Origin of the sequence: Nonomuraea sp. NPDC005501, assembly GCF_040605905.1 — a bacterium.
Taxonomy (GTDB): Bacteria; Actinomycetota; Actinomycetes; order Streptosporangiales; family Streptosporangiaceae; genus Nonomuraea.
The window spans coordinates 1-12,825 of sequence record NZ_JBEXDT010000151.1; the positions used below are offsets into that span (position 1 = coordinate 1).

Sequence of the window (12,825 nt, forward strand, 5' to 3'; positions counted from 1 at the left end):
CCAGGTGGTAGGCGTGGCCGGCGATGTTCCAGTGCCAGATCTGGTAGGTGGCAGATGAGGCCGGCACCGGCGCCCCGGACATCAGGACGACGGCCCTGGACGCCGCGCTCGTCCTCCTCGCCGACCACGAGCTGGCCGCCTCCACGCTCGCCGCCCGGGTCGCCGCCTCCGCCCGCGCCGACCCGTACGCCGTGGTGCTCACCGGCCTCGGCGTGCTCGGCGGCCCGCTGCACGGCGGCGCCTCGTACGGCGCCGAACGCCTGCTCGCCGAGGTGACCGAACCGGAGCGGGCGGCGCGCGTGATCGCCGACCGGGTACGGCGCGGCGAGCGCATACCGGGCTTCGGCCACAGCGTCTACAAGAACGGCGACGCCCGCGGCGACCTCCTGCTCACCCTCGTCCGGGAGGCCGCGCCCGGCCACGAGCGGCTCGCCGCCACGCAGGCCGTGCTCGACGAGGTCCGCAGGCGCCGCCTCCCCGAGCGGAACGTCGACTTCGCCCTGGCCGCCCTCACCGCCGTCGCCGGGATGGTGCCGGGCGCCGGAGAGGCGATCTTCGCGGTGGCCAGGACGGCCGGCTGGCTGGCGCACGCCATGGAGGAGTACGAGAGGGGCTCCCTGCTGCGCCTGCGCGCCTCGTACACCGGCCCGCCCCCCGAACGCGCCCCCGACCACCCGGCCACCACCTGACAGGAGCGCCCATGCCCGGCCCGAGCGAGCTGCTGGAGCTCGACCGTCAGCACGTCTGGCACCCGTACGCCGCCATGCCCGGCACGGTCCCGCCGCTGCTCGTCGAGTCGGCGTCGGGCGTGCGGCTGCGCCTGGCCGAGCCGGTCGGCGGGGTGCGCGAGCTGGTCGACGGCATGTCGTCGTGGTGGGCGGCCATCCACGGCTACGCCCATCCGGTGATCGACGCCGCGATCCGCGACCAGCTCGGCCGGATGGCGCACGTCATGTTCGGCGGCCTCACCCACGAGCCGGCCGTCCGCCTCGCCGCCACCCTGGTGGAGATCACGCCGGAGCCGCTGCGCCACGTGTTCCTGTCGGACTCGGGGTCGGTGTCGGTGGAGGTGGCCATCAAGATGTGCCTGCAGTACTGGCGCTCCGCGGGCAGGCCCGGCAAGCGGCGGCTGATGACGTGGCGGGGCGGCTACCACGGCGACACCTGGCACCCCATGTCGGTGTGCGACCCGGAGGGCGGGATGCACGGGCTGTGGGGCGGCAGCCTGCCGAGCCAGGTGTTCGCCGACGCGCCGCCCACCTCCTACGACCCCGCGTACACCGACCATCTCGCGCAGGTGCTCGGCCGGCACGCGGACGAGATCGCGGCCGTGATCGTCGAGCCCGTCGCGCAGAACGCGGGCGGCATGCGCTTCCACCCGCCCGCCTACCTGCGGGACCTGCGGGAGCTGACGCGCGCGCACGACGTCCTGCTCGTCTTCGACGAGATCGCGACCGGGTTCGGACGCACCGGCGAGCTGTTCGCCGCCGATCACGCCGGGGTGTCGCCGGACGTCATGTGCCTCGGCAAGGCGCTGACCGGCGGGTACCTGAGCATGGCGGCGACCCTGTGCACCGAGCGGGTGGCGGACGGCATCTCGCGGGGGGAGGTGCCGGTGCTGGCGCACGGGCCCACGTTCATGGGCAACCCGCTGGCCGCCGCCGCGGCGAACGCGTCGCTGTCGCTGCTGCTCGGCGGCGACTGGCGGGGCCAGGTGCGGCGCGTGGAGCGCGGCCTGCGCGAAGGACTGGCCCCGGCCGCCGGGCTGCCCGGAGTGGCCGACGTGCGCGTGCTCGGCGCCATCGGCGTGGTGCAGCTCGACCACCCGGTGGACGTGGCGGCGGCCACCCGCGAGGCCGTGCGGCACGGCGTGTGGCTGCGGCCGTTCCGCGACCTCGTCTACACGATGCCGCCGTACGTCACCTCCGACGACGATCTGGCCCGCATCGCCACGGCGGTCCTGGCGGCGGCCCGCGCCGCCTGACCCCGGCACGCGCCAGGGCCCGCCTGTGGCGAGCAGCGGAGGGTCACACCGGGGCGGGCGTTCTGGCCACGTACGCCGCCAGCGCCCGCACCCGCTCGGCGTGCTGGTCGTGCCCCACGATCACCGGCGGCTCGTTGTACGGCATGGCGTCCGACGAGCGCCGCAGCTTGACGTACTGGCCGCAGGCGTCGATCGCGTAGGGCTCCATGTCGTCCTGCAGCGCCCCGATCACCGTGATCCCGTACGTCTCGCCGATCCGCCGGAACAGCGCCACCGCCTCCCGCCGGTGCTCCTTGCCCAGGTTGCGGCCCAGCTCGTCCAGCACCAGGCACAGGTGGCCGCCGCCGGACGACGCGATCGCCGCCGCGCACACCAGCTTGACCGCCTTCTCGTCCATGAGCGCCGTGTTGGCCCGCCGGTTGTACGGCACGAACCCCTGGCCCTCGCCCCGCCGCCACTTCGGTGTCACCCGCCACTGCCAGCGCTGCTCCGGGTCGGCGGGCGCCGGCGGCACCGGGAACTCCAGCGTCGCGCCGTAGCCGCCGTACGAGGTGTCGAGCTTCTCGAACTCCTCCGCCACCCGGGTGAGCCGCGCCTTGATCGCCGCGCTGAGCGCCGCCCGGTGGACCGCCGTGGACTGGGCGGCCTCCTCCGCGCCCTTGTCGGCCGCCGCCAGGTCGCGCTGCCTCGACACGACCTGGGCCTCGATCTGCCGCCGCTGGTGCTTCTCGTACTCCTCCTGACCGCGCAGGTACGACGCCAGCGCCCCGCACACCGCCGCGAACGTCGCCTGCTCGCGCGCCGTGCTGCCGCCGCGCTCCGACAGCAGGAATCGCAGCTCCTCGGGGATCTCCGCGTCCTCCTCCGGGAACGTGTCGCGCAACGCCTGGTCGAAGTGCCGCTCGGCGATCCGCCACCACTCCTCGGCGGCGCGCGGCCGCTCCTCCTCGGGCAGCGCCCGCAGCCACTCGCGCGCCGTCTCCACCGTGCCGCCCCAGTCGGCGGCCATCGCGGCCAGCTTCAGCGCCTCCCGCTCGCCGCCGACGCGGGTCTCCTGCTCCCGCGCCTGGGCGCGCTCGGCCTCGTGCCGCTGCCGCCGGCCCTCCAGGCGCTCGATCTCCATGTCCCGCGTACGGGCCCGGAAGTCGAGCCCGGCCGCCTGCCGCTCCGCCTCGGCCACCGCCGGGACGACCTCCTCCAGCGCGCCGGCCAGCTCGGCCAGCCGGGCCCGCCGCTCGGCCAGCCGCGTCTCCACCTCGGCGAGCCGCAGCCCGGCCTTCGCGCCGTCGAGCCGCCGCTGCGCCTCCGCGACGGCCTCCTCCTCGTCGTGCACGACCTGAGCCGCGGTCTCCTGCGTGTCGCGGGCCCGGTTCAGGCGCTGCTCGGCGGCCTTGATGCGCGCCTCGCGCCCGGTCGCCACCCCGTCGAACGCCCCGACGACGCTGACCCCGGCGGCGCTCACCAGCACCGAGCCGGGCAGGTCGCGCAGCGCCTGAGCCGCCTCCTCCAGCCGCCCGGCGTCGACGATCACCGCGTGCTCGTGCGGCCACCCGCGCAACCCGCCCAGGTCCAGCCCCGGGCCGCGGGACTCGTCGCGGGCCTGCTCGGCCACGTCCAGGGCGTCCAGCAGGCCGGTGGCGTGCAGGCCGGCCGCGGCCAGCGCGTTGAGCTGCACGGCGGCGGGGCCGCCCTCGGCGTCGTCCAGGGCCGCCTGCGCGGAGGCCACCTCCCGGTCGGCGACGCCGAGCGCCTTCAGCGTCTCGTTCAGGCGCAGCCGCGCATCCCGCAGCTCCCGCTCCGCCGCCGGCACGTCACGGCCGTCGGCGAACCGGCGCGCCTCCTCCAGCTCCGGGATCCGGCCGCGCAGCTCGTCGGCGGAGTTCTCCGCCACGGCCCGGTCGGCCTCCAGCTTCGCGGCCCGCGCCTGGAGCGCCGCCAGCTCCCTGCGCGCCTCGGTGGCACCCCGGTCCAGCGTGTCGTCCTTCAGGGTGGCGATCTCGGCCTTCACCAGGGCGATCGCCTCGGCCGCCGCCGCACCGGCCGCGCGATGGCGTTCGAGCTCCGCGGCCAGCGCCTCGTCCTTGGTCGCCGCGTCGGCCAGCTTGCGCGCCTGCCTGCCGCGCCAGCACCGCAGCGCCTCCGCCAGGCGTACCCGGGCCTGGTCGCGGCGGTCGAACGTGGTCAGCAGCGCCTTCGACTCCGCCTCGAACTCCGCCAGCCGCTCGGCGGCCTGCGCGGCCCGCACGCGCTTGGCGTGCTCGTCACGGCGTGCCTCGCGCTCCTGCTCCAGCTCGGCGTCCAGCCCGGTCAGCGCCGCGATCGCCTCGAACACCCGCTCCGGGGAGATCTCGTTGAGCGGCTGGGAGAGCAGGTTGGTGGCCACCTTGCTGCGCACGGACGTCGACAGGAACGACACGCAGCGGACCCGGTCCCCGTACAGGACCTTGGTCAGGTCACGCGCCACCACGTCACGCCGCCCAGCGGACCGGGGCAGGGACGCCCAGATCTCGTCGGCCCTGGCCACCCGCTCGGCCTCGGAGGCCGCGGACGCCAGGTGGACGCCGTCACGCCAGCGGATCTCCAGGTGCGGCGCCTCCTGGTTCACGCGGAGCCACACGGTCGTGGCCCCGCTGGAGGTGTCGGGCACGGCGAACAACTCCCCGCTCTCCAGCGCCCCGCCACCGTCTTCGCCGGCGCCCTCGCCGCTGGAGCGGCCGCCGCCTCCGCCCCCGCCACTGAGGCCGTCTCCTTCGCCACCGCCGCTGAGGCCGGCGCTCCCGCCGCCACCGTCGCCGCCGGTGTCCTCGCCACCGTCGCCCCCACCGGCCCCAGGCGGCAGGACGCGGGAGAAATCACCCGCACGCACCTCCGGTGGGCCGAACACCCCCACGATGTAGCCGTGGTCGGCGCTCGCCCACTGCCGTCCGCCCGCCCCGCTGGCCAGCTCCGCGTTGAACAGCAGCTCCGACACCGCCTTGGCGCCCGAGGCGAACCGCCACTGCTCGTCGCCCAGCAACGCTGTGATCGACGCGATGAACGACGACTTGCCCGCCCCGTTGGAGTCCTTGGGCCCCGCGCCGGCGACGACGATGAGCGTGCCCGGGACGGTCGGCACCGGATGGGTCGAGAGCCGTGAGATGTTGACCGCCTGCACGGCGATCAGCACCCGGTCCCCGACCACGTTCTCCATCTGCGACACTCGAACTCCCGCCACCCTTCCTACGCCGTCACGCCATGCACTGCCCCGGCCCGCCGCCGGACAGCCCCACACCTCTCCACCCGCCCCCTCAGGACCGGGGGGTCCCGCCTACCACCGGCCCACTCACGGCCGGGCGGCCCTACCCGGCGGATCTTCGAGCACGTACGGCCGTCGCCAGCGGTGTGTGCGGCCCGGCCGCCAGGATCAGCTCCTCCTGCAACCGCCGCCGCGCCGCCGGGGTGAGCCGGTGGAACTGCGACCCGGGCACGTACCCGCCCGCCTCCTCGCCCGCCTTCACCTGGGCGACCAGCCCGGCGTGCCGCAGCACCCGCAGCGCCCCCTCCAGCTCACCGATCGGCACCTGGGTGTGACGCCGCAGCTCCTCGACGGGTGTGGCATGGGGAGAGAGCCACGTGTCCTCCGGCAGCACCCCCTCCGCCCGGGGGATCGCCACGGAGTGCACGAGCACCAACGTCAGCACCGCCCGCTCCGCCTCACCCAGCCGCACCGGGTCCCGCGGGCCCCGGCTCCTGCCCGACGGAGCGACCGGGCCGGCCCCGGCCGCGCCGTCGCCCGACGCGTTCCCGTCCGGGCCGCCACCGACGGGTGACGCCCCGGCCGAGCCCTCGTCGTCCGCGGCGGCCCCGGGCTGTGCGTCGGTCTCGGGCAGTGCGTCGGTCTCAGGCAGTGCGTCGGTCTCGGGCAGTGCGTCGGTCCCGGGTTGTGCGTCGGTCTCGGGCTGCGCGGCGGTGTCCGGCCGCGCGTCGGGGGTCTCCTCGGCCGGGTCGCCACGGTGGGCGACGCTTCGGGCCGCGGCGGAGCCGTCGAGAGAGGGGGATGCGCCAGGGTCGCGGGGATCCCGGAAGGCCCGGGCGGCGGTCTCGTCGGCGTAACCGGAGATCCAGCGCTCGCGGTGCTGGATGAGAGTGCGGCCGCGCCGGGCGAGCATCTCGCCGAGCGTGTGCCGCAGCGCCGGGTCGCGCAGGGCGGCGAACCGCGCCTCCTGCACGGGTTCGGCCGCGTACTCCACCACCATGAACGCGGCCACCAGCTCGGCGCGCCGCCGCTCGTCGTAGGCGCCGAGGAGGTCGTCGAACTCCGCCTCCCCGCCCTCGACCCGCCCCCCGACACCCGACGACACGATCCGTGCCCCAGCGGCCGAGGGCACAGCCGTCTCCGACGCAGGGGATGCGGTCGCCTCCACCGCCGAGGACGCCGCCGCCTCCGCCGCAGGGGATGCGGCCTGTGCTCCGGGCCGCCCGCCCTCGGCCGCGCCACCCGCCGCCACGCCGCCGGTCTCGGCGTGCGCGCTCGGACCCGGGCCCGTCGTGGGGGCCGGTGTCGCGGGGTCCGGCGTCGCGGAGGCCGGCGTCGCGCGGGCCGCGGCGACGATGTCGGCGTCCGCGACCACCGTCAGCTCCTGCCGCTCCGGCTCCGGGATCCGTCGTACGAGCTCCTTGAGCTGCGCCAGCGACGACACCGGCCACAGCGCGCACCTCGGGCCCAGGGTGACCAGCCCGTCGGCCATGACCACCCACGCCGAGTCGTGCAGCCGGCGCAGCGCGCCCACCGCCCAGTTGCGCATGAGGTCGTCCGTGCGCCCGATCAGCGCGCGGTAGGTGGCCAGCACCAGCTCCACCGGCGCGGGATCGCCGGGCCACGGGTCGACGGAGTGGTCGGTCCAGCAGCACTTGAGGCAGGCCGCCAGGACACGGCGGGTCTCGCCGGAGCGCTCCACCGCCACCGGCGCCACCTGATGCTCCTCCAGCAGCGCCGGGGTGACGCCGTCCGGCCACACCGGCAGCGCCTGGCCGGTGGAGTCCGGCCGGGTCAGCCGGAGCATGCCCGGCGGCGCGGCCGCCCCCGGGCCGAGCGGGAGAGGGCCGCCGGCGCGGGCCAGCAGATGGGCGGCGGCGCCGTCGGACGGCGCGCGCCTCGGAACTCGCGTCATGAGGTGCGCTCCAGGCAGCCGTGCGAGAGCCAGGCCGGTTCGTGGTCCGGGTCGATCGTGAGGTCGTCCGACCAGGTCAGCCGGTATGGCAGCTCCGGCCGCAGGTCGATCGTGGTCAGGTCGGCGAGCAGGCGGCGGGCGGACGGCCAGTCGGCGCCGAGCACGTCGGCCAGCGCCACCTGGGACGACGGGCCGAGCAGCGACTCCGCCAGCGCCGTCAGGCGCTCCACGGCGGCCCCGGGCGAGGAGTCGAGCGAGTCCTGCGGCCCCGGGTCCGGCAGGGCCGAGCGCGGGGGAGTGGGCTGCGCCGGGGCGGGGCGCGGGGCCTCGTCCACGGCCCGCGCGATCGCCGCCGGGTCGTGCCACGGCGCCGGCGCGTCGAACACGAACCCGTCGAGCACCGCCGCCAGCCGCTCCTTCGAGGCCGTCTGCGTGAACGTCCGCCACGCCTCCGTCGGCAGCAGCGTCAGGTTGCGGGTCGTGCCCGCCGAGTCGGCCAGGCGGCCGGCCGCCCGGCGTGAGGCGTCGCTGTAGGCGTAGATCGCGGCCCGCAGGTCGGTGCAGACCCGGTCGAGCTCCGGCCAGCGGGTCAGGATCGTGCCGTGCAGGCTCTGGGCGCGGCGGGCGATCTCCTCGGTGCCCCACAGCTTGGGCGCCTGCTCGCGCAGCTCCTCGATCGTGCCGGTGGTGAGAGTGATCAGCTCCAGCGCCCACAGCCGGAACGCGCGGGCGAGGTTGGCCGCGCTCTGCCGCGCCTCGTCCATGGTGGTGCGCGGGTCGGCGACGTTGAGGTCCTCGAGGGCGAGCAGCCGGTGCATCTCGGACTGACCGCCGTCGTCCATCATCCGCCTGATGAACATCAGCCCCACCACGCTGGTGAACGACGCCCGGTAGCGAAGCTGGTTGGGCTTGGGGAACACCTCGCGGATGGCCCCGAGCCCCTTGAGCACCCGCAGCCGGTTGTCGAACTGGTCACCCGGATAGGCCCGGCAGGCGAAGCGCATCTGCTCGTGCGTCAGCCACTCCTCGCCCGCCTCGGCGAACGCGGCGAACAACGTCTCCGCGATGTCGACCAGGGCCGGGTCGTCCACCACGGCCCCGCTGTCACGGGCCAGGGCCGCGAACATGCGGCGGTAGGTCGACAGGACCGCCTCGTCGGAGAGGGCGGCGTCGAGGGTCAGGGGCTGATCGGGCACGCGCTCTAAGGTAAGGCTTCCGGCCGACATTCTCGGACCGCCACGGGGCGGACGTGCCTCGGCCGTGCGCGAAAGGAGCGGGCCGTGACGTCATGTGCGCGGGCGTGAGGAGTGCCGAGGCGCAGCTGCTGCACCGGCCGCCGGGCCTGGGGGCCGGTGACGTGGTGCGGCGGCTGCCGGCCGTGCAGGCCCAGGACGTCACCTCCGCGTACCTGGCCTTCCGCGCCCGGTCGGCCGCCCTCCGCGTCGCGGACGTCGAGGCGGCCTGGCGGGCGGGCGAGATCGTGCGGACCTGGGGGCCGCGCGGCACCCTGCACTTCGTCCACACCGAGGACCTGCCGTGGCTGCACGCCCTCACCCGGCGCGACACCGGCACCCTGCGCCGCCTGCGCCAGGAGGGCGTCACCGGCGACGACCTGCTGCCCCTGATCGTGCGGGCCCTGGCCGGCCAGGGCCCGCTCACCAAGGCGGAGCTGGAGGAGCGGCTGGCGGGCCGGGCACGGGGGCAGGGCGTCGTCCACCTGGTCGCGCTGGCCGCCTTCCACGGGCTGGCCGTCCTCGCGCCGCCCCGGGGCGGCAAGCCCACGTACGTCCACGCCGGGGACTGGCTCGGCGCGCCGGTCAGGCCCGAGCCGGACCGGGAGCGGGCGCTGGCCGAGCTGGCGCGCCGCTACCGCCGCGCGCACCGGCCGTCCGAGCCGGAGGACCTGGCCGCCTGGTCCGGGCTCGCCCTGGGAGAGGCCCGTACGGCGTGGCGTCTGAGCGGCGCCCCGGAGGCGGGATCGGCAGCGACGGAGGCGGCCCCGGTACGGCTGGTGCCCGCCTTCGACGAGTTCCTGCTGGGCTGGAGGAGCCGGGACCCCGTCGTGCCGGCCGCGCACGCCCGCGAGGTGTTCCCCGGCGGTGGGATCCTGCGGCCCGTGGTGCTGGCCGGCGGCGTGGCCGTGGGCGTCTGGGAGCGCAGGGGCGCGCAGGCGACCGTCAGACCCTTCGGCTCCCTGCCGCCGGAGGCCCTGGCGGAGGAGATCGCCGACGTCCGCCGCTTCCTGGGCTGAGAACGCCCTGGAGCCTGTTCGGGGTGCGGATCGGGACAGGTGCGCTGATGTGGTTCATCATGGGAGCATCCAGAGCGCGCATCCCGGGACCCACGAGGAGACCACGATGTCGTCCGATGGCACGGTGGAGGTATTCCGCTCGACCCGGCCCGGCCAGATCAAGCGGGTCGAGATTCGGATCGTGGGCGGCAACATCAGGATCAACGCCATCGACACCGACACGGTGAACGTCACGGCACTCGGTGATGTCGCCACGCTGGGCGCCCGGGCCACCGTCGAGGGCGATGTCCTGCGCATCACCTCGTCGTCCGCCCTGCGCTATTTCCTGCAGAGGAGCCGCATCGACCTGGTCCTCGACGTGCCGGAGGACACGGGCGTCCTCATCAGGGTGTTCGGCGCCGACATCGTCATCAACGGCGGCACCGGGCCGCTGGAGGTGCGCGGAGTCGCCGGCGCGATCGGGGGCACGACCCACTCCCCGGACGTCAAGGTGCGATTCGTCGTCGGCGGCAACGACCTCGTCCAAGTGAGCGGAGGCGGCCGCTCCTGAGCCGGAGCGGACCACGGAGCAGGCGGATCGACAGCTCCTGGAGCCGGCCCGGCCGGGCCGGTCACAGGGGATTCATCAGGTACGCGCCGGCCACCACCGACGCGCACGCCACCACCAGGAAGAAGAACACGTAGAAGCCGCCCGGCAGGATCGTCAGCCGGGCGAGCTGGTCGGCGTCGGAGTCGCGGGCCTGCCGCAGCCGCCGCTTGCGCTGTAACTCGACGATCGGCCGCACCCCGCCGAACAGCAGGAACCACACGGCCGCCATGGCCACGGCCTGCTGCACCTGGTTCGGCGCGTACATCGACAGGGCGAACACCGCCCCGCCCGTCGCCAGCAGGATCAGCGCGCCGTACAGGTTGCGGATCAGCAGCAGCATGCAGACGAGGAAGAGCAGCACGCTCCAGATCAGCAGCGTGATGCGCCCCTGCTCGGTCAGCCACGCCGCCGCCAGCCCGAGCAGCGACGGCGCGAGGTAGCCGGCGAGCGCGGTCAGCACCATGCCGGGGCCGTTGGGGCGGCCTCGGGTCAGCGTCACGCCCGAGGTGTCGGAGTGCAGCCGGATGCCCTCGAGCTTGCGCCGGGTGAGCAGCGCCATCAGCGCGTGGCCCCCTTCGTGCGCGATCGTGATCAGGCCCCTGCTCAGCTGCCAGGGGGTCCTGAACGACACGATCGCGAGCGCCGCCAGAGCGGTGGCCGGCACGACCCAGGGGGCGGGGTCGGGTTGTGCCTTGATGAGGTGGGCCCAGAGCTCGTTCATCGAGACAAGACCCTATCCGGGTCGGGCCGCTCGCGTGCGGCCCGCTTGACGGCCGTCCGGCTGGGCAGGTGACGAGCGCCGGCGGTTCCGTGTGGAGGCGCGTTCGCGCGCTGGTCACGGGCCGTTCGCCGGGACGACGTAGCGGACGTGATCTGATAAAAAAGTGAAGGATCGGCTGGATATATGGCACGACACCACCCGGGACCGTCGGAGACGGTCACCCGATCGGCCGGCGGGAAGAGGAACGGCGTGGCACGGATGAGGAGCTTCAGGCGCGGCGAGGCGGCCCGCCAGGACGCGCCCGAGCACGAGATGGACCCGCGCGCCGCCGACGAGCCGCCGTACCGGCCGACCGTCATCGACAACGCCGTCTACCAGGACGGCCAGCGCGTGGACAACCCCGGCTCCATGGCCGACGCCTTCGAGCGGCTGAACAAGACGCCGGACAGCCTCGCCTGGATCGGCCTCTACCGGCCCAAGGAGTGGGAGCTGGTCAAGCTCGCCGAGGAGTTCGAGCTGCACGAGCTGGCGCTGGAGGACGCCATCGTCGGCTCCCAGCGGCCCAAGGCCGACCGCTACGGCGACACGCTGTTCGTGGTGCTGCGCGCCGCCCGCTACCTCGACGACGTCGAGGAGGTCGCGTTCGGCGAGCTGCACGTCTTCGTCGGCCCCAACTTCGTCATCACCGTACGGCACGCCGAGGCGCCCGACCTCCAGGGCGTGCGCAAGCGCATGGAGTCGGACCCCGACCTGCTCCGCCAGGGACCCCAGGCGGTCCTGTACGCCATCCTCGACGCCGTCGTCGACGGCTACGCGCCGGTCGTCGCCGGACTGCAGAAGGACCTGGAGGAGATCGAGGGGCAGGTGTTCAGCGGCGACCCGTCGGTCTCGCGGCGCGTGTACGAGCTGTCCGGCGAGGTCATCGAGTTCCAGCGGGCCACCGCGCCGCTGGTGCGGATGATCGACGGCTTCATCGCCGGGGCCGCCAAGTACGGGGTCAACGACGAGCTCCAGAGCTACCTGCGCGACGTGGCCGACCACGCCATCACGGTCAACGAGCGGGTCGCCGCCTTCCGCCAGATGCTCCAGGACATCCTCGTGATCAACTCCACGCTCGTCACCCAGGCGCAGAACGCGGAGATGGCCAAGATGACCGAGTCGAGCATCCGGCAGGGCGAGGAGGTCAAGAAGATCTCCGCCTGGGCGGCCATCCTGTTCGCGCCCACGCTGGTCGGCACCATCTACGGCATGAACTTCGACGTCATGCCGGAGACCCACTGGGTGCTCGGCTACCCGTTCGCGATCGTGCTCATGGGCGTGGTCTGCGTGACCCTCTACCTCGTCTTCAAACGGCGCGACTGGCTGTAAGCGGGCGGCGGCGCCGGTCACGGCGGGCCCTCGTCGGTCCAGCCGGCCGTCAGGACGACCTCGTCACGGTCCGCCGGGGACTCCCGCCCGGTGCCGTCCGCGCTGTCGCTGCTGGACAGCACCTGCGAGCTGACCGGGTCGACGACCAGCGTCCGCCGCACCCCCGTGGCGGCGTCCGGCGTGAACGCGAACGCCTCGCCCGGGCGCCCCTTGGGGTCGGTGGCACGGCCCAGGTAGCGGACGCTCGGCAGCTCGGCGAGCAGCCGGTAGGCGGCGGCCCGTACGGCGGGCGGCGACGGCTTGCTCCACAGCAGCCCGCTCACCGCGTCGGCCAGCACACCGTCGCCGGAGCCGGGCGGCAGCATCGCCGCGACCCGCCGCTTGAGCGCGTCCGTCCCGGCGGGCAGCCGCTCGATCTCCGTGAGCGACAGAGCCCGGCCCGCCATGGTGAACGGCCTGGCGACCTGCTTCACCCCGGTGCCGGGAGCCGTTCCCTCCGCGTGCTCGTCGATCCAGGCGCGTCCGTCGCGGGCCACCCACAGGGTCGTGACCTTGGCGCCGCTCTGCCGGGAGACGCGCCAGTACGTGCCCCGCGGCGGGGGCTCCGAGGCCGCCGTGGCCGCGGCCGCCAGCAGCACCGCCCTCCCCTGGACCGTCGAGGTGCCCTCTGCCGAGCCCCGCGCCGGCCCGCCCTGCGCCGTCGCCGTGCCCTGCGCGGGTCCGGCCGTCGCGGGGGCGCCGGTGACCGACTGGCGGCTGTAC

General features: G+C 74.9%; 10 protein-coding genes. 5 read left to right on the top strand and 5 right to left on the bottom strand.

Annotation, left to right across the window (positions count from 1 at the left end; genetic code table 11):
- Positions 1-47 precede the first annotated feature (47 nt).
- Both ABZS51_RS40345 and ABZS51_RS40350 read left to right on the top strand, forming a co-directional pair.
- A complete protein-coding gene (locus ABZS51_RS40345) occupies positions 48-689 on the top strand; it encodes a citrate/2-methylcitrate synthase (RefSeq protein ID WP_355452953.1) in 642 nt (213 codons plus the stop codon).
- A gap of 11 nt (positions 690-700) precedes the next feature.
- Positions 701-1,984, top strand: coding sequence for an adenosylmethionine--8-amino-7-oxononanoate transaminase (locus ABZS51_RS40350; protein ID WP_355452956.1), 1,284 nt, complete (start codon positions 701-703; stop codon positions 1,982-1,984).
- 43 nt (positions 1,985-2,027) lie between these two features.
- On the opposite strand, the gene ABZS51_RS40355 is transcribed toward ABZS51_RS40350, so the two are convergent.
- The 3 genes from ABZS51_RS40355 to ABZS51_RS40365 all read right to left on the bottom strand — a co-directional run bounded on the left by ABZS51_RS40355 (position 2,028) and on the right by ABZS51_RS40365 (position 8,330).
- Positions 2,028-5,174 (bottom strand): chromosome partitioning protein ParA, encoded by a 3,147-nt coding sequence (locus ABZS51_RS40355; protein ID WP_355452959.1) that lies wholly within the window; start codon positions 5,172-5,174, stop codon positions 2,028-2,030.
- A gap of 148 nt (positions 5,175-5,322) precedes the next feature.
- Positions 5,323-7,134 carry a hypothetical protein gene (locus tag ABZS51_RS40360; RefSeq protein ID WP_355452962.1) on the bottom strand — a complete coding sequence of 604 codons (1,812 nt, stop codon included), beginning with the start codon at positions 7,132-7,134 and terminating at the stop codon, positions 5,323-5,325.
- Positions 7,131-8,330: a hypothetical protein gene (locus ABZS51_RS40365; RefSeq protein ID WP_355452965.1), complete on the bottom strand. Its 1,200-nt coding sequence runs from the start codon at positions 8,328-8,330 to the stop codon at positions 7,131-7,133. The genes ABZS51_RS40360 and ABZS51_RS40365 overlap by 4 nt, the downstream gene beginning before the upstream one ends.
- A 104-nt stretch (positions 8,331-8,434) precedes the next feature.
- On the opposite strand from ABZS51_RS40365, the gene ABZS51_RS40370 reads away from it, so the two are divergent.
- Positions 8,435-9,385, top strand: coding sequence for a winged helix DNA-binding domain-containing protein (locus ABZS51_RS40370; RefSeq protein WP_355452968.1), 951 nt, complete (start codon positions 8,435-8,437; stop codon positions 9,383-9,385).
- A 106-nt stretch (positions 9,386-9,491) separates the two neighbouring features.
- Positions 9,492-9,935, top strand: a complete 444-nt coding sequence (locus tag ABZS51_RS40375; protein WP_355452971.1) for a hypothetical protein — start codon at positions 9,492-9,494, stop codon at positions 9,933-9,935.
- A gap of 61 nt (positions 9,936-9,996) precedes the next feature.
- On the opposite strand, the gene ABZS51_RS40380 is transcribed toward ABZS51_RS40375, so the two are convergent.
- Entirely contained in the window at positions 9,997-10,695 is a 699-nt protein-coding gene (locus ABZS51_RS40380; RefSeq protein ID WP_310711236.1) for a M50 family metallopeptidase, read from the bottom strand.
- 258 nt (positions 10,696-10,953) lie between these two features.
- On the opposite strand from ABZS51_RS40380, the gene ABZS51_RS40385 reads away from it, so the two are divergent.
- Positions 10,954-12,063 carry a magnesium and cobalt transport protein CorA gene (locus tag ABZS51_RS40385; RefSeq protein WP_355452974.1) on the top strand — a complete coding sequence of 370 codons (1,110 nt, stop codon included), beginning with the start codon at positions 10,954-10,956 and terminating at the stop codon, positions 12,061-12,063.
- A gap of 17 nt (positions 12,064-12,080) precedes the next feature.
- Here the strand turns inward: ABZS51_RS40385 and ABZS51_RS40390 are convergent.
- A partial coding sequence (locus ABZS51_RS40390) for a CU044_5270 family protein (protein ID WP_355452977.1) occupies positions 12,081-12,825 on the bottom strand: 745 nt, incomplete at its 5' end.

Coding starts and splice junctions, on each gene's coding strand:
- ABZS51_RS40350 (WP_355452956.1), top strand. CDS start 701: ATGCCCGGCCCGAGCGAGCTGCTGGAGCTCGACCGTCAGCACGTCTGG.
- ABZS51_RS40355 (WP_355452959.1), bottom strand. CDS start 5,174: ATGGAGAACGTGGTCGGGGACCGGGTGCTGATCGCCGTGCAGGCGGTC.
- ABZS51_RS40360 (WP_355452962.1), bottom strand. CDS start 7,134: ATGACGCGAGTTCCGAGGCGCGCGCCGTCCGACGGCGCCGCCGCCCAT.
- ABZS51_RS40375 (WP_355452971.1), top strand. CDS start 9,492: ATGTCGTCCGATGGCACGGTGGAGGTATTCCGCTCGACCCGGCCCGGC.
- ABZS51_RS40380 (WP_310711236.1), bottom strand. CDS start 10,695: ATGAACGAGCTCTGGGCCCACCTCATCAAGGCACAACCCGACCCCGCC.
- ABZS51_RS40385 (WP_355452974.1), top strand. CDS start 10,954: ATGAGGAGCTTCAGGCGCGGCGAGGCGGCCCGCCAGGACGCGCCCGAG.